Raw genomic sequence first — 25,812 nt, 5'->3', positions numbered from 1 at the left:
GATAAAATGTCAAATTTCTCTGCTGAAAAACATAAAGCCCCGTGACCTGTAATGTAAAAAACAGGCTACGGGGTTTCTATGTGCTTACAAATAGAAAGTTGTGCTTTAGAATTTCGGCTTCATTCCCAGGTTATACATAATAAATCCGTAAATGTCTGCTTGTTCTTCCAGTACTTTCGCCATCGGTTTGCCGGCGCCGTGTCCGGCCTTGCTGTCGATACGGATAAGTGTGGGGTTCGTGCCGTCATTGTCTGCTTGCAGGGTAGCGGCAAACTTGAATGAGTGGGCGGGAACTACACGGTCGTCGTGATCGGCAGTGGTGACAAGAGTTGCAGGGTATTTGGTACCCGGTTTCAGGTTGTGTAGCGGAGAGTAACCTTTTAGGTATTCGAACATCTCTTTGCTGTCTTCACTTGTTCCGTAATCGCTTGCCCAGTTCCAGCCGATGGTGAATTTGTGGTAGCGGAGCATGTCCATCACACCTACTTGCGGGATGGCAACGCGAAACAGGTCAGGGCGTTGCGTCATGCAGGCGCCTACCAACAGTCCGCCGTTAGAGCCGCCTACGATTGCTATCTTGTCCTTATTGGTATATTTCTGGTCGATAAGGTATTCGGCTGCCGAGATGAAGTCGTCGAATACGTTCTGTTTCTGCATCTTGGTTCCGGCTACATGCCAGTCTTCACCGTATTCGCTACCGCCACGAAGGTTGACCTGGGCGTAGATTCCGCCGTTTTCGAGGAACGGGATGCGGGTGGCGCTGAAGCCCGGATTGAGACTGATGCCGAAGCCGCCGTAACCGTAGAGGAATACGGGGTTCTTGCCGTCTTTCTTCAGGTCTTTCTTATAGGTAAGGAACATCGGGATTTTCACGCCGTCCTTGCTGGGATAGAACACTTGTTCGGTCACGAAGTCGTCCGGGGTGAATTGCACTTTCGGAGCACGGTATAGTTCGTAGGTATTGTTGTCCATGTCATATTTATAGGTAGCGCCGGGGATGGTGAATGAAGTGAATCCGAAGAAGCATTCCTTGTCGTCCTTGTTGCCGCTGAAACCTACGGAGCCGAGCGACGGTAATTCGATTTCCTGCAATTGCTTGCCGTCGAGGTTGTAAACATAGGCGTGGTTGGAAGCGTCCTTATCGTAGGTAAGGAACAGTTTGCCGCCAATCACTTCTGCGTTTGAAAGAACAGCTTCCGATTCGGGGACGAGTTCTTTCCAGTCTTCCAGTTTCGGGCGGTTGATGTCGGCTACCATGATTCTGTTTTTCGGTGCACCGTAGTTAGTGGAGATATAAATCTGGTCACCAATCACTTCAATAGGATAATATTGGTAGTCAAGGTCGGTAGTCAGTTGGATGAAAGGAGAGTCAGGCTTTTTCAAGTCACGGATAAACAGGTTGTTTCCTCGTCCGGCACCGGATTCTGTGAGGAAGAAGATACGTTCGTCTTTACTGGTGCTGGAAGTGTAGAAGCGTTTCGGATAAGCCGGATTCTGATAAACCAGTTTGTCTTTCGATTGCGGTTCGCCTATTTTATGGTAATAGATTTTATGGTTTTCGTTCACGTTGGAGAATTCCTTTCCTTTGCTCGGAGCATCGTAGGCGCTGTAATAGAAGCCGTCTTCCTGCCATGCGGCACCGGTGAATTTGGCCCATTCGATATGGTCTTCAAGCAGTTTTCCGCTTTCGGTGTCCATTACGTAGATTTCAGACCAGTCCGAACCGCTGCGTGAAATGCTGTAAGCTGCGTACTTGCCGTCGTTGGAGAAGTAAAGACCCGTGAGGGCTACCGTGCCGTCTTCCGACAGCTTGTTCGGATCGAGGAATACGCGGGGCTCGCCATCCAAGGAGTCTTGTACGTAGAACACACTCTGATTCTGCAAACCATTATTCTTGCTGAAATAATATTTCCCATGCTTCTTGACCGGAGCACTGATTTTTTCATAATCAGCCAGTTCCGTCAATCGTTTCAAGAGGTTTTCACGGAAAGGAATTTGACTCAGGTACTCGTTTGTTACTCTGTTCTGTGCTTCTACCCAGGCGGTAGTAGCTGCGCTAGTGTCATTTTCCAACCATCTGTAAGGATCGGGGACTTGTGTACCGAAGTACACGTCTACTGTGTCTACCTTTGCCGTCTCGGGGTAGACCACCTTTTTCTGTTGGGGGGCGCATGACATCACCATGATTCCACTCATTAATAAAGTTACTTTTTTCATGTGAATAAAAAGTCTTTTTGAATAAACTTAAAGTTACAAATCTACAAAATAATAGGAGATAAACAAGTAAACTTTATAAAGAAGTATGGTGGAAAATGAGATTTAAAGAATTAACTTTGCAAAATATGATTTTGAAGAATGACGACTTGAACAAATGAAGAGTGACGACTTGAATAAGAAAGGAGAATTATTTTATGCTCAGTAAATATAAGTTAAACCAGCTTTACTTCAAAGATACGCAATTCGCCAATTTGATGACCCGGCGGATTTTTAACGTGTTGTTAATAGCCAATCCTTACGATGCTTTCATGCTCGAAGATGACGGACGCATTGACGAGAAGATTTTTAATGAATATACTTCATTATCTCTGCGTTATCCGCCCCGATTCTCGCAGGTGTCTACGGAAGAGGAAGCGTTGTCGCAGTTGGAAAGTATGTCATTTGACCTGGTGATTTGTATGCCGGGCACGGGGGATAACGACAGTTTCGATATCGGACGGCATATCAAGGAGAAATACGAACATATTCCTATTGTCATCCTGACTCCTTTTAGTCATGGTATCACAAAGCGAATCATCAATGAGGATTTGAGTGCATTCGAATATGTGTTCTGTTGGCTGGGTAATACCGACTTGCTGGTATCTATCATTAAGTTGATGGAGGATAAGATGAATCTGGAGCATGATGTGCAGGAAGTAGGAGTACAGTTGATTCTTTTGGTGGAAGACGGTATCCGTTTCTATTCTTCCATTCTTCCGAACCTGTATAAGTTCGTTTTGAAGCAAAGTCAGGAATTCTCTACGGAAGCCCTGAATGCGCATCAGCGTACGCTCCGTATGCGTGGACGTCCTAAAATTGTATTGGCACGTACGTATCAGGAAGCGATGGAGATTTATCGCAAATATCAGAATAATATATTAGGTGTAATCACAGACGTGCGTTTCCCGAAAGTGGAACGGGGGGAGAAAGACGGTCTGGCAGGTATCAAGTTATGTGCCGAAATTCGTAAGAACGACCCGTTTGTACCTTTGATTATCCAGTCGTCCGAATCGGAAAACTCTTCTTATGCAGCGAAATACGGTGCGAGCTTTATTGATAAAAACTCGAAGAAGATGGACGTCGATTTGCGACGTATCGTTTCTGATAATTTCGGTTTCGGTGATTTTGTTTTCCGTAATCCCGAGACGGGGGAGGAGATAGCTCACGTACGTAACTTGAAAGAATTGCAGAATATCATATTTGCCGTACCTGCCGAATCTTTTTTATATCATATCAGCCGTAATCACGTATCCCGCTGGTTTTATTCGCGAGCTATGTTCCCTGTGGCAGAGTTCTTGAAGCCAATCACCTGGAGCAGCCTTCAAGATGTGGACGCTCACCGCCGCATCATCTTCGAAGCTATCGTGAAATATCGCAAGATGAAAAATCAGGGTATCGTTGCGGTCTTTAAGCGTGACCGTTTCGACCGCTATTCCAATTTTGCCCGTATTGGTGATGGTTCGTTAGGCGGAAAGGGACGTGGACTGGCTTTTATTGACAATATGGTGAAACGTTATCCTGAATTTGACGAGTTTGAAAATGCACGGGTGGCTATTCCCAAGACGGTAGTGCTTTGTACCGATGTATTCGACGAATTTATGGATACTAATAATTTGTATCAGATAGCTCTTTCTGATGCGGACGATGATACGATTCTGAGATATTTCCTGAAAGCAAAATTGCCGGACAGGCTGGTAGAAGATTTCTTCACTTTCTTCGATGTAGTGAAGTCTCCGATTGCCATCCGTTCTTCTTCTTTATTAGAGGACTCTCACTATCAGCCTTTTGCCGGAATCTATAACACCTATATGATACCTTATCTGGACGACCGCTATGAAATGCTGCGTATGCTTTCCGACGCTATCAAAGGTGTTTATGCTTCGGTATATTTCCGGGACAGTAAAGCTTATATGCAGGCTACTTCCAATGTAATCGACCAGGAAAAAATGGCTGTCATCCTGCAAGAAGTAGTTGGCAATCAGTATGGTGACCGTTATTATCCTTCCATGTCCGGTGTAGCCCGGTCATTGAATTATTATCCGCTAGGTGATGAAAAAGCGGAAGAAGGAACGGTGAACCTGGCTTTAGGATTAGGTAAATATATTGTAGACGGTGGCATGACTCTCCGTTTCTCTCCTTATCACCCGAACCAGGTATTACAAACCAGTGAAATGGAAATTGCCCTGAAAGAAACCCAAACCCGTTTCTATGCTTTGGACTTGAAGAACGCAGGACACGATTTCTCTATCGACGACGGCTTCAACCTGTTGAAACTTCACGTGAAAGAAGCGGAAAATGATGGTGCTTTGCGATATATAGCTTCCACATACGATCCGTATGACCAGATTATCCGTGACGGACTCTATCCGGGTGGCCGTAAAGTGATAACTTTCGCCAATATCCTGCAACATGATGTTTTCCCGTTGGCGCGTATTCTTCAATTGGTATTGAAATATAGTGAACAGGAAATGCGCCGTCCTGTCGAAATAGAGTTTGCAGCTACGTTGAGCCGTGAACAGGATAAAACCGGTACTTTCTATCTCCTGCAAATCCGCCCTATCGTGGATAGTAAAGAAATGCTGGACGAAGACTTGAACGAGATACCGGATGAAGACGTTCTTCTTCGTTCGTATAACTCGTTAGGGCATGGGATTATGAACGATATCTGTGATGTCATCTATGTCAAGACCGACGGTTACAGTGCTTCAAATAACCAGACCATTGCCTGGGAGATAGAGAAGATAAACCAACAATTCCTGAATGAAGGTAAGAATTATGTTCTCGTAGGCCCGGGACGTTGGGGAAGCAGTGACACATGGCTCGGTATCCCGGTAAAATGGCCGCATATCTCCGCCGCCCGTGTAATCGTAGAAGCCGGATTGACCAACTACCGTGTAGACCCCAGTCAGGGTACGCATTTCTTCCAGAACCTGACATCTTTTGGAGTGGGGTATTTCACAATCAACGCCTTTATGAATGATGGAGTTTATAATCAGGAATTCCTCAACGCACAGCCGGCAGTGGAGGAAACCAAATTCCTTCGCCATGTTCGTTTCGAAAAACCGATGATTGTCAAGATGGACGGAAAGAAAAAACTCGGAGTAGTCCTGATGCCGGGCATTGATAAATAAAGTTCTGTTAACATTGTTCGCTCAAATAAGAAAAGTTCTGTTTTTCATCTGAAAGGCAGAACTTTTCTGTTTTGCCTCTTTTAAAATGGTCTATTTTTTAGATATAACATGCTAATTGTGTTCCTATTTTCATATTTAGGAATAAAACTTTCTTTGGATACTTTATTATAAAGAAGGAAAACTGTATTTTTGCGCTCGGTTTTATACATTTAAGAGATTCTAGAGAGATGAGTAATAGACAACTAGTGAAACTAGCTTTTTGTATATGTCTTTTGCCTCTGTTTTTTTCTTGTTCTTCAGAACGTGACGAAGGTAGTGAAGGAAGTGGGACATTACATGTACAGGTTAATGCAAATCCCGAGGTGGTAGTGGGAACCAATACCCGGGTGGATGATGGAACAGAATTGGGAGTTCCTGATGTAAATGATTTCTCTTTTTCTATATTTAAGGGAGAAACTCTTCGAGGTCAATGGGCTACTTTGGCAGATTTTCTGTCTGATGATGAGCTTACACTTCGCTCTGGCAACAATTACCTGGCAAAAGCCGCATACGGTGATGTGAATAGTGAGGGGTTTGAATTACCCTATTATGAAGGAAACCAGCCTTTTACTATCACTAAAGGTAAAACTACGGACGTGGAAGTTACCTGCTACTTGGCCAATGCTAAATTAGCAATTGTTTATACTGATGCTTTTAAGGATTATTTTGCTACTTATACCTCAGAAGTTTCCACTTCATTGGGTAATACTGTAGAATATGCATCTTCCGAAGAGCGGTATGCTTATTTCAAGCCGGGGAATTTGGTTGTCCGTGTAAAGGCCCGAAAGAAAGAGGGATATTCGCAAGAGGTGACATTAAAAGCAAAAGATTTCACTGCTGAAGCACGCCACGCTTATATTCTCACATTGGACGTAGATGCCGGCACTCCATCTTTAAATATTTCATTTAGTGACGATATTCCTAATCAGAAGCCTGTAACCATTGAAATCTCAGATGAAGCATTAAGTGCTCCTGCTCCTTATTTTCAGGCGAACGGTTTTAATGAGAATCAGGTTATGACTGTTGTAGAAGGCAAGTCTGCCGAAGCTTCTGAAGTCTACGCTTATTTGCATGCTGCCGGTGGAATAGCCAATTGCTCTTTAATTACTCATTCAACTTCGTTGGTAGAACAAGGGTGGCCTGAAACGGTAGACTTGGTTAATATTCCTGCGGAAACATTGAGTGTTATGCAGAAACTGGGTTTGCAGATTGTAGGATTAGGAGAAAAAAAAGATAAAATAGCGAAGATTGACTTTACAAACGTTATACCTTTTCTGGAATATAACAGTGAAGAAGCCGAACATGTTTTTGAGTTAAGAGCCACTGATAAATTGGCAAAAGAAAATCAGGAGCCATTGACATTTAGAGTTCACAGTAGTGATAATAAGTTTGCAGTGAGTGCTGGTGAGCCTGTACTATATGGAACAACGAAGATGAAAGCCAAATTGACTCTTGATGGTGATCCGACTAAAGTTACTTATTGGTTGAAGAAAGATGGAACTGAGCAACAAGTGATGCCAAGCGATGTTAAGTCTGAGGGAATTTCTCATGAATTGCTATTTAAGTTTGATGAATCTCAATATTCGGATATTCAGGTTGAAGCTCGTTATTTACGTCGTACAGATATTTTGGCTTCAGAGATGGGAGAACCTGAGGTGACTTTGAGTTTGCGGTATCCGGGGGATGTATGGACAAAGCAGGCTACTTTGCAGTTAGCAGGCAGTGTTGACGACTGGGATTTTCAATGTTCTAAAAAAGATAAGAATGGAAATGAAGGCGTATGGAATAAAGAGGAGTGTAATTTGTCAGGTTCGACAATTTCCCTTTCTAAACTTACTCCTGGTATCGGATATACATATCGGTTTGTAAAAAAGGATAGAGAAGGAGATGTGATTGGGGCTTCTAAGCCGTTGGATATTGAAACAGAAGAAGAAATACAAATTCCTAATTCAGGATTTGAAGAATGGTTTGCGGAGAAGAGATGGTCTGAAGGAAGTTCTTTAGGTGGGCAAGATATATATGCTTATTTCCCTTATAATAGTGCTGAGCAATGGTGGAATACTCAAAACTTGACTACAACGCAGAAATTAAGCGGAACCTATTATTCTTGGTATTATGCTACTTATCCAGGGACTGTACCAACGAATGCTGAAGAATTGCATACTGCTACTTGGCATTTGAATAAATATGATAAAAAGAATTTTGTGATAGAGTCACATGGAGGAAATACGGCAATGGAAATAGCTACGATAGGATGGGGATTTAATAATTGGGGACCAGGAGGAGGATCGAGTCCGCAACAAATAACTGCTGGAGGATTATATCTAGGAGAATATGATGAAGATGCTCATAAAGAAATTCTAGGAAAGAATTTTTGTTCACGTCCAACATCCGTGTGCTTTTTTTATAAATATTATTCGTATAATGATGAATATACTGTTCCTTCTGTTATTGTATTTGCATCTGATGGCAGTAGAATAGGTAGTGGGGAATTAATGATTAATAGTACAGTTGACAGTTTTACAAAAGGAAGCATATCCATAAAGTATGATGAACCAACAAAGAAAGCTAGTTCTATAGTGATTCAATTTTTATCTACGACAGTAGATACCCCTGCTGTGAAAGCTGTTAAAGGTAACAAGGGGCTTTTTGGAGGATATGGTGATTCACGTCATATAGGTAGTATTTTGACAATAGATGACGTTAGTTTAGAATATGAAAAATAATAATGTTATACAATGATTATGAAACAAATAACTTATATATTAGTAACATTAATCGTAAGCCTTTTTATCTTTTCCGCTTGCGACCGTGAAAAAATGGATTTTGGAAATGACTCTAATGGCTACGGACAATTAAATCTTTCCTCACTGAATTTGGATGTAGATGTAAAGGCCGTTCCACTGAGTCGTGCTGCTACATCAGTAGATATTAATAAATATATCGTTGGTATTTATAGGGCAGAAGAAGGAACGTTAGTATCAGAATGGATATACAGTGAAATCCCTGAAATATTCCAATTGGAAGTTGGTAAGTATAAAGTTATAGCCCATGCTCCGAATAGTAATAAGCCGGTGTTTGACGAACCTTATTGTGAGGGTTCCAAGACATTTGAAATTTTAAAAGACCAAGTGACTAATATTGCGACAATAGAATGTAAACTCCATTGTATTATGGTGAATATTAGCTACACGGATGACTTAAAGGCTATATTGGGAGAAGATACGGAAGTGACAGTCATTGTGAACAAGGACAAAGATAATTCTCTGACTTTTAAGAAAAACGACGAGACTCGTTCTGCTTATTTCCCTGCAGAAGAAACTGGCAATATTGTGGATTTTAAATTCTTGAGTACACTTGAAGATGATGATGAACAGACTGAAAATACACGTTCTGTTTCAAATGTTGCAATCGGTTATCTCGTAACAGTCGCTTATTCTTTGGATGATGCCGACGGTGACCCGAATACAGGTGGAAGTGCCGATGCTTCTATAAAAGTAGATAGTAGTTGTGAAGTGGAAGATATAAATGGCAACGTTCGTCCCGAAGAGCCGGGGATTGATGATTTCCCGAATGGTGGTGAGGAACCGGAAGCAGGCAAACCTGCAATTATTTGCAAACAATTCGATTATATTTTAGGTGACGATGTAACCGAGGATAATCCGTTGGAAGTTATAGTGAAGCTTGAGGCTCCCGAAACTATTGCACATGTAAATATAAAAATAGAAGCAGGTAGTCCAACTTTTGCAGAAGCCATTGCAGCAATGTTTGGTGAAGCAGGTGCTTTTGATTTAGCCGAGCCGGGAGAATTTGAGGAAACATTGAAGAATGTTTTAAAATTCCCTGTAAAGGACGAGGTGATTGGAAAGAAAACATTGGATTTTGTAATTACTCAGTTTACACCAATGCTGAAACTCTTCCCGGGAAAACAACCTCATAAATTCCATATAACTCTGATTGATAAGAAAGGGCAAAGTGAATCGGCTACATTAACATTCAATGTTCCGGAATAAAAGAGGATGAAAATGAGAAAGTATAATTTATATATATGGTTACTTCTCTTTGTTCTGACAGCTTGTCAGCGGGATGAGTATGCTGCTGAAGTCGGGGAAGGAACACTTCGGCTGACTGTGGGGATGAAGAATGACTTGAAGGTTGTGGCGACCCGTTCTTTGACTACGGAAGAGGAAGATAATCTGAAGAAGGATTGCAAGGTACGTATTTATGATGGTAATAAGTTGGTTCGTAAATATCAGGGGATTGATAACATTCCGGCTGATATTGTGTTAGCGTCCAGTGAAGATTATCGTGTCAGAGTAACATCCGGTGATTCTGTAGCTGCTTCGTTTGATAAGAAATTCTATGAAGGGATTACCCCTTTTATTATAACCAAAGGAAGTGAAGTGAAAGTAGATGTTGTCTGTAATATTGGCAATACAGTTACATCAGTAGCATTTGGAGAATCGATAAATACTTATTTTGAAGATTGTTCTGTGAAAGTGGCTGTAAAAGCAGAAGATGGTGCATTAGATTTTCCGGCAAACAATGATGGAAAATTAGGATATTTCTCTCTTCCTGCAGAATGTGATACATTGTTCTGTACATTCACCGCCATTAATAAAATAACAGGTGAACAGTGTGAGCATATAGACACGATTCCTGATGTCAACTCAGCTACCCTTTATAATTTGACATATGAATTTAAAGACTTGGATATAGAATTGCCGGATACCGGAGGAGGTATATTGGAATTGAAAGTAGATGTTACTCCTCTTGACGAGATAAAGGTAGAAGAAGTGATACACCGTCGTCCGGCTATTAAGGCGGAAATGAGTGGACAGCCGTTAGTGCTGACTCAGCCTACTTATATGGAAAAAGGGGCAGGAGATGCCGTTACTGTGATGATAACCGGCTCTACAGTGTTGACGCAAGTTGAAATTTCTTCAGAGCAGTTCCCTGAATATTTGGGTTTATCCCAACAAAGTTTTGATTTGAAGAATCTAACTTCTGAGCAAGAATCAGATTTGGCTGATGGCGGAATAACAATTGATAAAAAAGAGTCTTCTTTAGGACATGCAATGAATATTGAATTTTCAGCTTCGCTCATTCAGAAATATACGGCAAATGATGGAACACGCAGTATTCGTTTCTCTGTAACTGACCAAAATGGTTACAATCGGATAGTAGAGTGGCAAATTGTAGCCTCAGATATATCAGTGCAGACAGAGGATATACCGAATGACAAAAGGTATTTGATATGGGCAACGAAAGCTACATTGTTCGGTTCCGTGCTTCCGGGACGTACTCCGCAGGCAGAATTGTCTTTCCGTTATCGGGTAGTAGGAACTCAGGATTGGAACACTGTTCCTGCAGTTCTGGATGGTTCAACTATAACTGCTGAAGTGACAGGATTGGAGATTGATAAAGAGAAACTATGTTCGGAATATGAATACCAGTTAATGGAAGGAGAGGTTGCTTCTAATGTAACATGTCGTTTTGTTACAGAGAAAGCTATTCAGTTGCCCAATAGTGGGTTTGAAGAATGGACAGGAGCTAAACCTATGTATGTAGCTGCTTCTACATCGGAAGATAAAATCTTCTGGGATTCAGGTAATCATGGTTCATCGTCAGTCTCTTTATTTGCTACAGACCTGACAACGAAAGATACTTCATTAAAAGTAGAAGGAACATGTTCAGCTCAATTGCAGTCAAAGAGTATTGTTATAAAGTTTGCAGCCGGCAACTTGTTTACAGGGCGTTATTTGGCTACAACAGGTATGGATGGAGTACTGGGATGGGGGCGTCCTTTTACTTCGCGGCCAATAGCTTTAACTGGCTATATCCGATACAACTCGGGCATAGTAGATAATCCTAAGGATGGTTATATTGCTGAAGGAGAACAGGATAAAGGTTATATGTTTATAGCTTTGGGTGATTGGAAAGAAGGAGAAACTTATGAAGATAAGGGTACATGGCCTGTTATTATCAAAACGGCAAGTGCTAGTCAACAGCTGTTTGACAAGAATGATCCTCATATTTATGCATATGGTGAGAAGACATGGGATAATTCTACTGATGGAGAGGGAATGCATCATTTTGTCATTCGACTGGACTATAGGGAATTTGCAGCGACAGAAATTCCAGCTTCCATTATAGTGGTAGCTTCGGCAAGTAAATTTGGTGATTATTTTGCGGGAAGTACAAAGAGTACCATGTGGCTTGATGATTTGAAACTGGTGTACGACGAAGACGAAATAAAGGAATAAGTAAACAATATGAATTTAGTGAAGAAGATTATATTTTTCTTGCTGCTGATAATTGCCGGAGCAGGAATAACTATTGCGCAAACGCAGGAGTTCAAGCGTAACATAGAGGCTCGTACTTTTGTTCCTAAGGGGCAATGGATTGTAGGAAGTTCAGTATCTTATTCCGAACATAATGAGCAGAATTATCAATTCTTGATTGTTGATGGTTTTAATTCGGATGGATACATGTTTAAGATCAGTCCGATGTTCTGTTATGCGCTGAAAGATAACTTAGCTGCCGGAGGACGTTTTTCCTATGGGCGTTCATTGACCAAACTTGATGGGGTAACATTGAATCTGGATGATGATACCCATTTTGACGTTAATGATTTATATCAGTTGAAACATTCTTACAGTGTAATTGGTATTTTGCGGAACTACATAAATATGGGTACCAGTAAGCGGTTTGCTCTTTTTGCTGAGACACGTTTGGAAGTGGGAGGAAGCCAGTCGAAAATGGTAACCAAGAATGGAGGAACATTGACCGGAACCTATTCCACAACTGCGGATTTCGGTCTAGGAGTAGCTCCGGGAATTGTCGCCTTTATTAATAATTACACAGCAGTGGAAGTTAGTATAGGGGTGCTTGGACTTGATTTTAGTAAAGTAAAACAGACAACCGACCAGGTGTATATTGGAGAACGTTCATCCAGTTCTGCAAATTTCAAAATAAACCTGTTCTCTATCGGTTTAGGTATTGCATTCTATTTATAAAAAGACGGGGAGATGAGTAGATTAATCTATATATGTATTGTTATTTTGTTGGTAAGCGTACAAGAGTTACAAGCACAACAGCGAGATACAATTGTGATACATGATACTGTGTATGTAGACAAGGCTGAGTTGGAATCAATGCAGGCAAAGAAGGATATTGCCGCCAATAATACAGGGCTGATTCGTATCAAGCCGATTGGACGTTATGACCGTGGTATTATCAGTTATCGTTTTATTCCCAAAAAGAAATGGATTGGCGGATTGACTTTTTCTTATGTCAATTTTGATAGCGATGATAGCAAATTGTTGTTTTCTATATTAAAAGATTTTGATTGTAACTTTAAAACGTTTTCAGTAAATCCATTTGTCGGATATGCACTGGCGGATAATATGATTGTCGGTATGAAATTGGGATATAGCCATACGATAGCTGATTTAGGCAATATATCACTGAATATTGACGATGATCTTGATTTTTCTTTGGATAATATCCGCTATACGGAAGATTTACGTTCCGTCGGTGTATTCCATCGCTCTTATGTCGGACTTGACCATGGTAAACTTTTCGGCTTATTCAATGAAACGACATTGACTTATAAGAGAGGAACCTCTAGCTTTTCTCGTGGTGAGGGAGAAGAATTTAAACGTACGGATACGACGATCAATGAGATACATTTGGGCATTAACCCCGGATTGGCAGTGTTCATCACACAGAATGTTTGCGCGGAATTGTCTTTTGGAGTTGTCGGCTTTAAATATCGTACAGAGAAGCAGAAGAATAATTTGGGAGAAGAGGGTAAACGGAGAGATAGTGGTGCCAATTTTAAAATAAATCTCTTTAATATTAATATCGGCTTAACCTTTTGTATGTAATGAAAATGCGAATCATATATAATTTGTTGCTTGTAGCTGCTATGGCCGGCTTATTGCAAGGATGTATCAAGAATGATATCGGCTATCCGCAGATAGCTTTATCTATAACGGGCCTGCAAGTGGATGGTCAAAAGGAGAATGCAGTAATTTCTGATAGAGATCAGACTGTGACCTTGAGGTTGGAAGAGAATATTGATTTACGAAAAGTCCGTGTGACTAAATTATCTGTGACAGAAGGTGCGAAAAGTACACTTGCCGTACAGGATGTAATAGATTTGACTAAACCTTATGAGGTGGTTTTGTCTCTTTATCAGGAGTATCATTGGAAAGTGATGGCTCAACGGGATATAGCACGTTCGTTTAAAATGGTGAATCAAGTAGGTTTATCTGATATAAATGCTGACACTAAAATAGCTTTAGCCAGTGTTCGTAAAAATACAAAATGGAAAGATTTGGAGTTGTTGGAGCTAAAACTTGGACCGGCAGGAGCAACCTATAATGGTAAAACGGGACTACCGGCATTACAATGGACTGTTTATTCCAATTATGCTTCTGCGCAGGTAAAAGTGAAGTATCAGGACTTCTTTGAAGAAGAGTGGGAACTCCGTGTGTATCGTAAAGATAAAGATGTGGAAACCAAACGGGCAGATGGATGGGTGAATGTGGCATGGCTTTATGCAGAGGGTATTGAGGGAGCCGACAATGGATTTGAGATTCGCGAATCTACAGCAGAAGAGTGGACCAAAGTGGATGATTCATACATAACGACAGATGGGGCCGCTTTCTCTGCACGCGTACCGCATTTAAAAGCACAAACGACCTATGTCTGTCGTGCATATTCGGGCGGGGATTATGGTGATGAATTGACTTTTACTACGGGAACAGCTATGCAATTGCCGAATGCTAAATTTGATGATTGGCATTTGAAGGGTAAGGTCTACAATTTTTGGTCGGAAGGCAGTGAGGAATTTTGGGGAAGTGGAAATAAAGGAGCTTCTATTCTTCGAAGTATAACGACACCGGATGAAACAAATACTTGGGATGGTAAAGCGGGAACTTCTGTTAAAATGGAATCGATTTATGCTTTGGTTAAATTTGCGGCAGGAAACTTGTTTGCCGGTTATTGGTATGGTTTTGCAGAAGGTTCTATGACAGATGGGCATTTGAAGTTTGGTCGTCCGTTTACCGAACGTCCTACGAAACTGACCGGATATTATAAGTACACTACCGGAGCTATCAATCAAATGGATAAGGGGTCGGATAAGTATGACGAATTATATCCTCTTTTGAAAGATAAAGATGATACTTGTATCATTTGGGTTGCTTTGGGTGATTGGGACGCTCCTATAGATATTATAACCGCCAAAACTTCGAGTAAGCGAAAGATGTTTGATCCCAATGATTCGCATGTTATTGCCTATGGCGAATTTACTCAAGGAAAAACAATCCATAACTTTGAACGGTTTAGTGTTGAATTGGAATATCGGGACACTTATCGGGTTCCGAAATACTTGATAGTAGTATGTTCGTCCAGTAAATATGGTGATTACTTTTTCGGTAGTGACCAGAGTGTGATGTGGGTTGACGATTTTACTTTAGAGTATGACTATGATGATTAATTCTTATTATAATAAAAGACTGAAGTACGAGTTTTCAAGCAAGTGATAGATTTGACGATAGCCTAGGACGAAAAGAGTGAAACGGTACGGAAATGAACTAAACTTAGTTTTTCTAAAACTTTATTGGTAGTATACAATGATTTAATCCCCGTTATACATAACTTTATTCGTCTGACAATTGTTAAACTTTCGTCTGACAACTGTTTCTTTTTCGTCTAACAACTGTCAGACGAAAAAGAAACAGTTGTCAGACGAATAAAGCCATGCATCATTAACCATAAATCCATTAAGCATTAAAAATAAATCTGCACAAGCTCGAAATTAGTTCATAACATAACCGTATGGATTTGATTCATACCCGTACTGAAATGAATAAAAAACAGAATGCAGTTTTTTTATTAGAATATAAAATAAGGTGATATGTTTTGTCTTTCCATACACGTCACATACGCCTGTTTCCAATAATTATCGGATGTTTCCAATTATCCGTTATTCCGATATGCCAGTGGACTCATCCCCACATATCGCTTAAAATACTTGCCGAAGAACGACATATTGGCAAAGTTGAGCGAGTCGGAAATTTCCTGAATGGAGAAATTGGTGGATTTCAATTGTGACTTGGCATCCATAATCACCATGCGCGAGATGATTTCTACACATGTGTTTCCCGTTACTTGTTTTACTATGGTGCAGAGGTGAGTCTGTGCTATTTTTAGCTTATCAGCATACCATGCCACATTCCGTGTCTGATTATAATTCTGAACCACGAGTTGAGTGAAATTCTTGTATATAAGCTCCTTTTTCGATAGAAATTCTTTGGTGTTTTGCTGCCGGTTTTTGTACATGGCAGATATTCCTACATGAATATTATTATATAGATGTAAGGTGATTCCTTTGCGGGTCGGCTGGTCGAAAAAGGTATAAAGTTTTATTAGAAACAGAAAATATTCTTCCAGTAGTTTGGCTCCTTCTGTTTTTAATGAAATGACCGGTCTGCCTATTGTTACAAATAAGGTATCAACAGGAGATGGGTTTAAGCTGGTTTGTTCCAGATATTTTGATGAGAAACCACCAAAATACAGTTTGGGCTCTCCACGTACATTGTGTATTTGAAGAATACTGCCCGGCATGATGGTGGCAAATTCATTGGCATGTATTGTGATACGGTTCAGGTTGACCGAAGCTTCTATTTCACCTTCCATACACAATACAAAAATCTCCGCTTTTAACCGGCAGGGAAAGTTGGTGTACAAACTAAGCAATTCCTTACTAATTCCTGTGCCTATCACCCATTCTTCCGGTAAATCTATTTTAGGTAATTCTTTATTCATTGTACTTTTACTATTCCGGCAAAGGTAACTGAACGATGGAAAATTCGACTACCTATTTCTTCCACAAAATGCGTCTGTAGTTCGCATAGTTTCTTTATGGGATGAGATTGTTGAAGAAGAGGACAAAAACAGAAAAAATAGACCTTGTGCCACTCCGTAAATAGTCGTTACTTTGCGCTATCTTTTGAGAAAAAGGCGAAGAGAATAAAAGTGGTATTCTCTTTTGTAGATAAAACCATTAACTAAAAGAGAAAGTTATGAAAAGAATTTCATTTTTTATGTTTGCAATGCTGATTGGCTCGATGAGTCTGTTTACAGCTTGTGGTGACGATGACGATGATGATACTACTCCTTCGGGAATAGTGGCTGGTACATACAGTGGTACTTTGGTTGCTAGCATAGAGGGAGAAGTAGTTGCCAACGAGGCTAAATCTCTGTCTTTGGAAAAGAATGGCGATAATGCTGTGGATGTGGTTATCAAAGAATTTACTCTAAATGTGGTTCTTGGTAATAGTGATCCCATACCTGTGAACTTAGGTGATTTGAAAGTGGAAAAATGTACTTTGACACAGAAGGATGGAAAAGCGACCTTTAGTGGTACTAAGGAGTTGAAAGGGATACAAGTCCCGTTGAGTCCTGAATTAAGCATTCCTGCTGATTGTAAAGTTGATATTGTAAATGCGACAGTAAACGGTAAAAATTTGAGTTTGCCGATAGATGTAGCTGTAAGTGCAATGGAAGTGGAGAACTTATTAAGTGTCAAAGTTCAATATACTGGAACGAAAAAATAAAATACAGAACATGGTTTCACGCAGTTTCTCATAACATTTAAACTATATTTATGAGGAACTGTGAGAACTGTTTCTCTTACTAAACTGTTTTTATTCTCTTTACTACCTCATGTTGGCAACTTGCCTAAGGCAAGTATAATCTAAAAAATAGACTATTTAATTCATGAAGTAGACCTTATGTATATATAAGGTCTAAGAGATTTCTTTATGCCATTTTTTAGCAAGGAAGAGTAATTATCTCTTCTTGAAAATGGACTTTTCTATTTGTAATTAACTTATTATTATTAACTTAAACAGAGTATCAATGAAAAAGAATTTGTTGTGTTTATTTGTATTAATCTGCTCGGTAAGTCTATTCACGGCTTGTAGTGATGACGATCCGAAAAACACGGGCCCTGACTTTACTATGCTTCAAGATGCGACAGTCGGCACTTACGACGGGGGCTTGAAGGTTTCCATGAACGGTGTAAACTTGACTCCGGAAGCTATATCCCAGAGAATTTTTGTAAAAGCTGAAGGAGCGGATAAAGTGGAATTGTCATTGAGAGACTTTTCATTTTTAACTTTCTCTGTAGGTGATATTGTAGTGAGCGGCATACCTTTGAGTGGTGATGAAGGACAGGTGGTTCTACAGGAAACTGCAACAACAATGAACCATGCTGTTTTGGGAAATCTGACTATCAAAGTATCAGGAACAGTAAGTAATGAAAAAGCTAATTTAAATATCAACGTTATCCAGAAAGGTGGGAGCGTAGAGGGCGGTCCTGCTGAAGATATGGACATTGTGGTTTCATTTGACGGTACTCGTATTTCTAAAGAAATAGATGATACGGATTATTCGGAAACACTCGTAGGTTTCTATCCGCGTTCCGCGACAGGATTTACCTGTGATTATGAAGCAGAGGGTTTTTCACTGGCTTATCCGTCTGCAACAGGTGGCATTTATTTGACTGCTGCGGGATATAATAAGATCTCAATTACAAAATTTAGTATCTCATTTCCTTATAATCCTGAGTTGGGTACACCAACGGCTTCCAAAGCTACTCAGCCTCTTGTGGTAAATGGTGCACGGTTAATAAAGAATGTAGATGGAACTTTTTCTATTGAGGAATTTAAAGGTACGCTTGCTGAAAATAATAAAGAAGAAGTTGAATACACAGTATCCGGTACGTGGGCTAATCAAATCCTCTCATTGAAGATAATGGTGAAATCGGCGACTTATACGGTGAATTATACCTATACATCCGAACCGGTACAGAGAACAGGTAATAAATTGCTAAAAATGACTATTGATAGTAATATAATAACTGTTCAACCTGAGATTACCGAACAAAATGTGGTGTTCTATGTCACTCCGGGTACGACGACAGAACAATTGAAAGAACTGGTACCTACTTTTGAGGTTTCAGAGGGAGCAACACTGCTTTATAACAATGTAGAGTATGTGAAGGGGACTCCTATTGATTTCTCCGGAGAAAAGACGCAGGTAAAAGTAAAACCGGAAAAAGGAACAACACTGACTTATACTATTACCTATGATGTGATTAATGACTTTTCATTTAAGGTTGATTTTGATGCCCCGTGGGAACTGAAGAATGCCACTGACGTTGAAGCCAATAAATATCAGGAATATTATGAACCGGGAAATGGATGGGTGACATCAAATGAAGGACTGAAATATATCAAAGCGATGTATGGTACGGGAAGTACTGCTTTGTATCCACAAGCAGGCCCTTATCTGGTGACTGAAACTGACGATACTGCTACTGGCAGTGGAAAAGCGGCACGTCTTGTAACGGCTGATACAAAAGGAAGGTATGTATTGGTAACTGCTATTCCTAAAGTAACGTCAGGTACAGTGTATAATGGAATATTCAGCGTGAATATTATGAATACCTTGCAAAGTACTCATTTCGGCAATGTATGTACCAAAGAACCAAAATCTTTTAAAGGATTTTACAAATATGCTGCCGGACCGGATTATTATCAAGCCAATACTCCTGGTGATCCCAAAAAGGCTCATGAAGTGACGCTGGATAACACTAAGACAGATGCTCCTGCAATGAATGCGGTATTATATGAGATCAAATCTTATTCTGCAGATCATTTGGATGGAACTAATCTGTTGACATCTGACAAGATCGTGGCTATCGCTTCGGTAAAAGACGCAGGCGAACGCTCTGAGTATACTGCGTTCAACGTTAACTTCGAGTATAAAAATGGTAAATCCTGGGATTCTTCCAAGATATATAAGTTGGCTATTGTTTGTTCGTCCAGTAAGGATGGAGATAACTTCTCGGGTGCACCGGGTAGCGTACTCTATATTGACAATCTTGAAGTTGTATTCTAATCATTAGAGTAGAAAGATAAAGAAAGAGGTCGTCTCAATAAAACATGAGACGGCCTTTTTTATGAAAAGGTAATCTTCTGATATAAATATAAAGAAACCGGCGAAGAATCATATAACAAGATTCTTCGCCGGTTCTTTATATATCCTTGTATAGAGGTCTACTTATTAGAATGAGTAACCAAATCCGATGTTTAAGTATATAGGATACATGGCAAATGAAATCGTAGTGAAATCTTTCTTGAAGATATCATTTAGTCCCCATGTCAGGTCAGCATGTATATTTAAGTGCTTATACGCTTTCCATTCTCCACCTACTTGCAATCCCCATTGGAATTTGCGCAGATCTTCGGAGAAATCATAAGTTGCAATATTATCCCCAGTGAAATTCACCCGGTCGCCGGTAGCGTCCGGCGAGCGCAGGTGTCCTTCATAAACATGGCCTGAAAAGTCTTTCTCAATCATATATGAGAAATAAGGGCCTGCAACGAGTTTCCACCGGTCACTGATTCTGTAGTTAGCAAGGACAGGTACAGTCAAAAGGGACATTTTTACTTTGGTCTTGACCCCACCTGTCCAAAGTCCTTCTACCTTTCCGCCTGTTTCATTAAAAATCTCCATGCCATAGTTCTTTACCGTAGCTTCGGTAGTCATATTTTTGTTGTCGAGACGAAGCCCTAAGCTGACTCCCCACTTTTTTTGCACGTCTATCCATTTGGTAATATTCGCTTCCAGGGTGATGGCAAGCCCGGGAGAGTAGCTGTCGATGCTTCTGATCTCTTTAGGAAGAGGGAGAGGGGCAGTCCCACCTATGTTCACACCCGCTTTGAATTGATAATCTAACCCATGAAGCGAAGACCATAAAAGCCCTTTGTGTTCATTAGATGATTGTGCATTGATTTGGCCGATGCCGAAAAAAAACATAGCTAAACTAGCCAATATATATTTTTTCATATATAAATTACTTTTTAAATTATTAATCGTTGTCTTCCTCGCAATGGATTGTCACTTCGTCTATCCATAATGTACTTCCTACTGAACCCTTGAAAGCTGCTCCTTCCACACTGGAAGAGAATACGATGGCAAGTTTATATTTGCCGGCAGCAAGCATGTTGTCATTGATTGTTTTGTTATTTTGAAGTACAAACGGTAAATCGAAAGAAGTCCATTCGCTTGTTTCTTTCACGTCCTCTGATTTGATTCTTGCAAGAGATACTATTTTAGGAGAATTCAAAGAGTTGTAACCGTCCAGGAAATCCTCAACATTGTCTGCTTCATATAAAACAGCATATATATCACCCTTATCTTTACCATTCATGCTGGCATCTATGAAAAAGTTTTTCTTTCCATCCGATCCCAAAGTATAGGAAGTATAATCAGTTCCCGGTTTGAACTTATAATATCCTGAAAGCCGTGTAGGATGCTTGTAGAAAGGGAAACCGAATTTGGTAGCCTTCATTGCGTCTTTCAATGCGTTGCCGACTTCAAATGAACCGATGAAGAGATTTCCTGCAGCAATAGGCATACTCACCCCTGCACCGAAACTTCCGGTACTTTTAGTTTCCAGTTTTGCACCCTTACCTATATATCCTTGTGACTGTATAGTTATATAATCCAGTGGAGATCTCACCATACCGGTGAGGTTGAAGCCGGGATTACCACTTGCCCATTGGAGCATTTCCGCCTTTTGCAGATTGAATTCATAGAATATATGGTACTTGTTATTACCGTCTTCTATATTTTCAAAATGATACTCCGTAGGAAGTTCCGACTTGATAACGGTAATCATATAAACGGCTTCCGTAGTGCGGCTCTCGGATGTCACTCTGAACTTACGCTGGTATTGCTCCAATGTCTGTTCCGAAGTAACGGGAACTTTTGAATTTGAAAAGTCATATTTAGGAGCATGATCGTTTGCCGCTGCGTCGACAGGTTCTATTTCGGCTCCCTCAGGCAGTTCGAACTGGATTTCCAATGTTGATAAATCTGTGGCTTTTGATACGTAAATCGATACTGTCTTACTGTAAGTATTGATGGTAGATAATTGGATATTACTGCCGTTGCATCCATCTATGGCAGCTTCAACGTTTAAACCTTCGTCTTGAATACAAGAAGTTATTGCCAGACACATTATCATTCCGGCGAATACATTTTTTAGTTTCATCTATTGTTATGAGTTAAGGGATTATATAAGTTACAAAGATAGCTATAAGCGTTGACGCCAATTTTTGTAGAATGTTAAAAGAGGGAGCATAACTGTCGGGAATGTAATACAAAAAAAGACCCCCGCTCTTCCTTCCGGAAGGTGGGAGTCTTAAACTATAGCTTACTATATCTTATAAGCTGATTATACGATACCTTGTGCCATCATTGCTTTGGCAACCTTCATGAATCCTGCTACGTTAGCACCTTTCACATAGTTTACATATCCGTCTGCTTCAGTACCATACTGAACACAAGCTTCGTGGATATTCTTCATGATGCTCTTCAGCTTTTCATCTACTTCTTCAGCGCTCCAGCTCAGTTTGATAGAGTTTTGAGTCATTTCAAGACCTGATACTGATACACCACCGGCATTGGCTGCTTTACCCGGAGCGTAAAGAATCTTAGCATCCTGGAATACTTTGATAGCTTCCGGAGTAGAAGGCATGTTTGCACCTTCAGATACGGCAATCACTCCGTTAGCAACCAATTTCTTAGCGTCGTCGCCGTTCAATTCGTTCTGAGTGGCAGAAGGCAGGGCAATATCTGCTTTTTCGCCCCAAGGACGAGCTCCTTCTACATATTTGCAACCATATTTTTCAGCGTATTCACGGATACGTCCACGGTACAGGTTCTTCAGTTCCATGATGTAATCCAGTTTTTCGCGGTCAATACCGTCCGGGTCGAAGATGTAACCGTCAGAATCCGACATTGTCAGAACTTTACCACCGAGTTCGAGAACTTTTTCCGCAGTATATTGGGCAACATTACCCGAACCGGAGATCAAACAGGATTTGCCTTTCAAGTCAGTTCCTTTAGTTTTCAGCATTTCCATCAAGAAATAGATGTTACCATAACCGGTAGCTTCCGGACGAATCAGTGAACCACCGAATTCGCGGCCTTTACCAGTGAATGTTCCGGTGAATTCGTGAGCCAGTTTCTTGTACATACCGAACATGAAACCTACTTCACGACCGCCAACACCGATGTCACCTGCCGGAACGTCAGTTTCAGGGCCGATGTGGCGCCACAATTCCAACATGAAAGATTGAACGAAACGCATTACTTCCATATTTGACTTTCCACGGGGAGAGAAGTCGGAACCACCTTTACCACCACCCATCGGCAGAGTAGTCAGTGAGTTTTTGAATGTTTGTTCAAAGGCAAGGAACTTCAAGATAGAAAGGTTCACAGATGCATGGAAACGGATACCGCCTTTGTATGGGCCAATCGCGTTGTTATGCTGAACACGGTAACCCATGTTCGTCTGAATGTTACCTTTGTCATCCATCCAAGTCACGCGGAACTGATATACTCTATCAGGAATACACAAACGTTCAATCAAGTTCACTTTGTCGAACTCCGGGTGTTTGTTGTATTCTTCTTCAATAGTAGAAAGAACTTCTTCTACTGCTTGATGATACTCCGGTTCATTGGGAAATCTTCTTTTCAGATCGTCTAATACCTTTGCTGCATTCATAATCTTTTTTTCTTTTATAGGTTGTTTAAAATTCGATTATCTATTTCTCTTATGCGGTTGCAAAAGTAAAGATAAAAATTGAACTAACAAACATTTTATAAAGAAAAATGCGATAAAACATCAAATTTGATATTTTATCGCATTAAAAATGGGAAAAAAGATATTTATTTGTTCTTTTTTATCGACTTATAGACAGGAATGAATACCAACGCTGCCGAAATGACAAGCGTTACTATCGTCATGCCGTCAATTCGTTCGGCTTTTGTGATAACTAAATAGCAAAGCGCCAACCAAAGCAGACTGATGCAAACTATTTGTGATCTGGATAACGGCCTTTTCATTTACCTTCTTTTTTCTTCTTGACAACGATGGCGTCAATCACGGCTACGGCTGTGATATTAACGATGTCGCGGACAGAGCTTTCAAAATCGGTGAAATGGATAGGCTTGTTCAATCCCATTTGGATAGGGCCGATAAATTCCGTATCCGGATCCATTGCCTGTAGCAATTTGTAACCTGCATTGGCCGAACTCAGGTTCGGGAAAATCAGTGTATTCACATCTTTGCCTTTCAGGCGGGTAAACGGATATTTGGTATCACGCAATTCGCGGTTCATGGCAAAGTTTACCTGCATTTCACCGTCGATAGCCAGCTCAGGATACTCTTTCTGCATATAGTCTACGGCTTCGTGTACTTTTACCGGGCTTCCGGTAGTATCGGCGCCGAAGTTTGAGTAAGACAACATGGCCATTGCCGGAGTATGATTGAAGAAGCGGACTGTCTTGTCGGACAGTTTGGCGATGTCAATCAACGTTTCAGTGTCCGGGTGACGGTTAATCAACGTATCTGCCAGGAAGTAAGTACCTTTCTTGGAATTCAGGATATGCATGGTTCCGAAGTGCTTGAAGCCCGGCTGGATACCGATCACTTCTTTGGCAACCTTGATTGTATTGCTGTATCTTGTATAAAGTCCGGTGATGAATGCGTCTGCATCTCCGGTTTCCACCATCATCATGCCGAAATAGTTGCGCTCGAACATCTTGTCGTTGGCTTCCTCGTAAGTAAAGCCTTCGCGTGCACGTTTTTCCGACAGGATACGTGAATAGCGTTCGCGGCGGTCGGCTTCGTCGGGGTGACGGAGATTGACGATTTCGATACCTTCCAGACTGAGGTCTAGCTCTTCCGCCAACTTGCCGATAGCTTCGTCGTTTCCTAATAAGATAGGATGGCAGATACCTTCGGCTTTCGCTTCAACGGCTGCTTTCAGCATATTCGGGTGGATACCTTCGGCAAATACCACACGTTGCGGATTGCGGCGGGCAGTGTCATACAGTTGGCGGGTCAGTTTGGATTCATATCCCATTAATTCGCGCAGATGTACGCAGTAAGCATCCCAGTCCTTGATTTCCGTGCGGGCTACTCCGCTTTCCATGGCGGCTTTTGCTACGGCACAGGAAACTTCTGTGATAAGGCGGGGGTCTACCGGTTTCGGAATGAAATATTCAGGCCCGAAAGAAAGATTGTTTACGTGATAAGCTGCGTTTACAACATCGGGTACAGGCTGTTTTGCCAGGTTGGCGATAGCGTGTACGGCTGCCAGCTTCATTTCTTCATTGATTGCTTTGGCATGAGTGTCCAAAGCGCCACGGAAAATATACGGGAATCCGATAACGTTGTTGATTTGGTTCGGATAGTCGGAACGTCCGGTTGCCATCAATACATCGGGACGGGCTGCCATGGCATCTTCGTAAGAAATTTCCGGTGTAGGATTGGCCAACGCGAATACGATAGGCATGGGAGCCATGCTGCGTACCATATCCTGGCTCAATACATTTCCTTTGGACAGACCGAGGAATACATCCGCGCCTTTGATAGCTTCTTCCAGTGTATGGACATCTATACGGTCGGTTGCAAAATATCTCTTCTGTTCGTTCAGGTCGGTACGTGTCTTGCTGATTACGCCTTTACTGTCGACCATGACGATATTTTCAAGGCGTGCGCCCAGTGAAACATACAATTTAGTACAGGAAACAGCAGAAGCGCCTGCACCGTTAACGACGATTTTTACATCTTCGATTTTCTTTCCGGCCACTTCGAGCGCGTTTACCAGTCCGGCACTGGAGATGATGGCTGTTCCGTGCTGGTCGTCATGCATCACCGGGATGTCCAGTTCTTCTTTCAGACGGCGTTCGATTTCGAAACATTCCGGCGCCTTGATATCTTCAAGGTTGATACCACCGAAGGTAGGAGCGATTGCTTTTACTGCCGTGATAAACTTTTCAGGGTCTTTCTCGTCGACTTCAATATCGAATACGTCGATGCCTGCGTAGATTTTGAAAAGCAGCCCTTTGCCTTCCATTACCGGTTTGCCGCTCAATGCGCCTATGTCGCCCAGTCCGAGTACGGCTGTACCGTTGGAAATAACCGCAACAAGATTACCTTTTGCGGTATATTTGTATGCATCTTGCGGATTCTTCTCAATTTCGAGACATGGTTCTGCCACGCCGGGAGAGTATGCGAGTGCTAAATCTGACTGTGTACTATACGGTTTGGTAGGAACTACCTCAATCTTACCAGGTTTGCCCTGTGAGTGATAGAGCAAAGCGGCTTCTTTGGTTATTTTAGCCATAGTATCTGTATTATTTATTAATAAGTTATCATTTGGCTGCAAATGTAGGAATAAAAGTTAGAAATTGTAGTCCTTGGTGGATAAATTCTATTAAT

At 41.1% G+C, this 25,812-nt stretch carries 16 protein-coding genes; 9 read left to right on the top strand and 7 right to left on the bottom strand.

All coding sequences use genetic code 11. The features are described from left to right. Positions 1-105: 105 nt before the first annotated feature. Positions 106-2,217 carry a prolyl oligopeptidase family protein gene (locus tag AB5443_RS04320; RefSeq protein WP_368114106.1) on the bottom strand — a complete coding sequence of 704 codons (2,112 nt, stop codon included), beginning with the start codon at positions 2,215-2,217 and terminating at the stop codon, positions 106-108. Between the two features lie 194 nt (positions 2,218-2,411). Between AB5443_RS04320 and AB5443_RS04315 the strand changes: the two genes are divergently transcribed. The 7 genes from AB5443_RS04315 (at position 2,412) to AB5443_RS04285 (ending at position 14,937) form a co-directional block, all read left to right on the top strand. Next, the gene (locus tag AB5443_RS04315) at positions 2,412-5,387 is read left to right on the top strand and encodes a PEP/pyruvate-binding domain-containing protein (protein WP_195663348.1); all 2,976 of its coding nucleotides are present in this window, start codon (positions 2,412-2,414) and stop codon (positions 5,385-5,387) included. Positions 5,388-5,614: 227 nt separating this feature from the next. Continuing rightward, a complete protein-coding gene (locus AB5443_RS04310) occupies positions 5,615-8,152 on the top strand; it encodes a DUF4493 domain-containing protein (RefSeq protein WP_073344534.1) in 2,538 nt (845 codons plus the stop codon). Between the two features lie 18 nt (positions 8,153-8,170). Then, entirely contained in the window at positions 8,171-9,439 is a 1,269-nt protein-coding gene (locus AB5443_RS04305; protein ID WP_303003513.1) for a DUF4493 domain-containing protein, read from the top strand. 12 nt (positions 9,440-9,451) lie between these two features. Beyond that, a complete protein-coding gene (locus AB5443_RS04300) occupies positions 9,452-11,692 on the top strand; it encodes a DUF4493 domain-containing protein (protein ID WP_235817259.1) in 2,241 nt (746 codons plus the stop codon). Between the two features lie 27 nt (positions 11,693-11,719). Next, a complete protein-coding gene (locus AB5443_RS04295; RefSeq protein WP_301885966.1) occupies positions 11,720-12,445 on the top strand; it encodes a hypothetical protein in 726 nt (241 codons plus the stop codon). A gap of 12 nt (positions 12,446-12,457) precedes the next feature. Then, positions 12,458-13,318, top strand: coding sequence for a hypothetical protein (locus AB5443_RS04290; protein WP_022136537.1), 861 nt, complete (start codon positions 12,458-12,460; stop codon positions 13,316-13,318). Continuing rightward, entirely contained in the window at positions 13,318-14,937 is a 1,620-nt protein-coding gene (locus AB5443_RS04285; protein WP_303003511.1) for a PCMD domain-containing protein, read from the top strand. The genes AB5443_RS04290 and AB5443_RS04285 overlap by 1 nt, the downstream gene beginning before the upstream one ends. A gap of 482 nt (positions 14,938-15,419) precedes the next feature. On the opposite strand, the gene AB5443_RS04280 is transcribed toward AB5443_RS04285, so the two are convergent. After that, positions 15,420-16,268, bottom strand: a complete 849-nt coding sequence (locus AB5443_RS04280) for an AraC family transcriptional regulator (protein WP_022136740.1) — start codon at positions 16,266-16,268, stop codon at positions 15,420-15,422. A gap of 257 nt (positions 16,269-16,525) precedes the next feature. Here AB5443_RS04280 and AB5443_RS04275 point away from each other — a divergent pair, with 257 nt between their 5' ends. Further along, positions 16,526-17,059: a calycin-like domain-containing protein gene (locus AB5443_RS04275; protein ID WP_301910886.1), complete on the top strand. Its 534-nt coding sequence runs from the start codon at positions 16,526-16,528 to the stop codon at positions 17,057-17,059. A gap of 304 nt (positions 17,060-17,363) precedes the next feature. Then, the gene (locus AB5443_RS04270; protein ID WP_368114105.1) at positions 17,364-19,409 is read left to right on the top strand and encodes a PCMD domain-containing protein; all 2,046 of its coding nucleotides are present in this window, start codon (positions 17,364-17,366) and stop codon (positions 19,407-19,409) included. A 165-nt stretch (positions 19,410-19,574) separates the two neighbouring features. Here AB5443_RS04270 and AB5443_RS04265 read toward each other — a convergent pair whose 3' ends face one another. The 5 genes from AB5443_RS04265 to AB5443_RS04245 all read right to left on the bottom strand — a co-directional run bounded on the left by AB5443_RS04265 (position 19,575) and on the right by AB5443_RS04245 (position 25,717). Beyond that, positions 19,575-20,360, bottom strand: coding sequence for a porin family protein (locus AB5443_RS04265; RefSeq protein ID WP_073344547.1), 786 nt, complete (start codon positions 20,358-20,360; stop codon positions 19,575-19,577). Positions 20,361-20,382: 22 nt separating this feature from the next. Continuing rightward, positions 20,383-21,570 carry a PCMD domain-containing protein gene (locus AB5443_RS04260; protein ID WP_368114104.1) on the bottom strand — a complete coding sequence of 396 codons (1,188 nt, stop codon included), beginning with the start codon at positions 21,568-21,570 and terminating at the stop codon, positions 20,383-20,385. A 183-nt stretch (positions 21,571-21,753) separates the two neighbouring features. Then, entirely contained in the window at positions 21,754-23,088 is a 1,335-nt protein-coding gene (locus AB5443_RS04255) for an NADP-specific glutamate dehydrogenase (RefSeq protein WP_195408175.1), read from the bottom strand. Positions 23,089-23,252: 164 nt separating this feature from the next. Continuing rightward, positions 23,253-23,429, bottom strand: a complete 177-nt coding sequence (locus AB5443_RS04250) for a hypothetical protein (RefSeq protein WP_156150110.1) — start codon at positions 23,427-23,429, stop codon at positions 23,253-23,255. After that, on the bottom strand, positions 23,426-25,717 hold the full coding sequence (locus tag AB5443_RS04245) for an NADP-dependent malic enzyme (RefSeq protein ID WP_368114103.1): 2,292 nt from the start codon (positions 25,715-25,717) through the stop codon (positions 23,426-23,428). Before AB5443_RS04245 ends, AB5443_RS04250 begins: the two co-directional genes overlap by 4 nt. Positions 25,718-25,812 lie beyond the last annotated feature (95 nt).

The organism is Bacteroides sp. RTP21281st1_H5_RTP21281_210402, from assembly GCF_040918965.1.
Classification (GTDB): Bacteria; Bacteroidota; Bacteroidia; order Bacteroidales; family Bacteroidaceae; genus Bacteroides; species Bacteroides congonensis.
Note: the sequence above shows the minus strand (reverse complement) of the source record. Positions and strands in the feature narration are given on the sequence as shown.

Excerpts from the sequence above, each read along its gene's own strand:
- AB5443_RS04280 (WP_022136740.1), bottom strand. The coding sequence starts at position 16,268 with ATGAATAAAGAATTACCTAAAATAGATTTACCGGAAGAATGGGTGATA.
- AB5443_RS04300 (WP_235817259.1), top strand. The coding sequence starts at position 9,452 with ATGAGAAAGTATAATTTATATATATGGTTACTTCTCTTTGTTCTGACA.
- AB5443_RS04265 (WP_073344547.1), bottom strand. The coding sequence starts at position 20,360 with ATGAAAAAATATATATTGGCTAGTTTAGCTATGTTTTTTTTCGGCATC.
- AB5443_RS04320 (WP_368114106.1), bottom strand. The coding sequence starts at position 2,217 with ATGAAAAAAGTAACTTTATTAATGAGTGGAATCATGGTGATGTCATGC.
- AB5443_RS04315 (WP_195663348.1), top strand. The coding sequence starts at position 2,412 with ATGCTCAGTAAATATAAGTTAAACCAGCTTTACTTCAAAGATACGCAA.
- AB5443_RS04275 (WP_301910886.1), top strand. The coding sequence starts at position 16,526 with ATGAAAAGAATTTCATTTTTTATGTTTGCAATGCTGATTGGCTCGATG.
- AB5443_RS04260 (WP_368114104.1), bottom strand. The coding sequence starts at position 21,570 with ATGAAACTAAAAAATGTATTCGCCGGAATGATAATGTGTCTGGCAATA.
- AB5443_RS04270 (WP_368114105.1), top strand. The coding sequence starts at position 17,364 with ATGAAAAAGAATTTGTTGTGTTTATTTGTATTAATCTGCTCGGTAAGT.
- AB5443_RS04245 (WP_368114103.1), bottom strand. The coding sequence starts at position 25,717 with ATGGCTAAAATAACCAAAGAAGCCGCTTTGCTCTATCACTCACAGGGC.
- AB5443_RS04310 (WP_073344534.1), top strand. The coding sequence starts at position 5,615 with ATGAGTAATAGACAACTAGTGAAACTAGCTTTTTGTATATGTCTTTTG.
- AB5443_RS04255 (WP_195408175.1), bottom strand. The coding sequence starts at position 23,088 with ATGAATGCAGCAAAGGTATTAGACGATCTGAAAAGAAGATTTCCCAAT.
- AB5443_RS04305 (WP_303003513.1), top strand. The coding sequence starts at position 8,171 with ATGAAACAAATAACTTATATATTAGTAACATTAATCGTAAGCCTTTTT.
- AB5443_RS04290 (WP_022136537.1), top strand. The coding sequence starts at position 12,458 with ATGAGTAGATTAATCTATATATGTATTGTTATTTTGTTGGTAAGCGTA.
- AB5443_RS04250 (WP_156150110.1), bottom strand. The coding sequence starts at position 23,429 with ATGAAAAGGCCGTTATCCAGATCACAAATAGTTTGCATCAGTCTGCTT.
- AB5443_RS04285 (WP_303003511.1), top strand. The coding sequence starts at position 13,318 with ATGAAAATGCGAATCATATATAATTTGTTGCTTGTAGCTGCTATGGCC.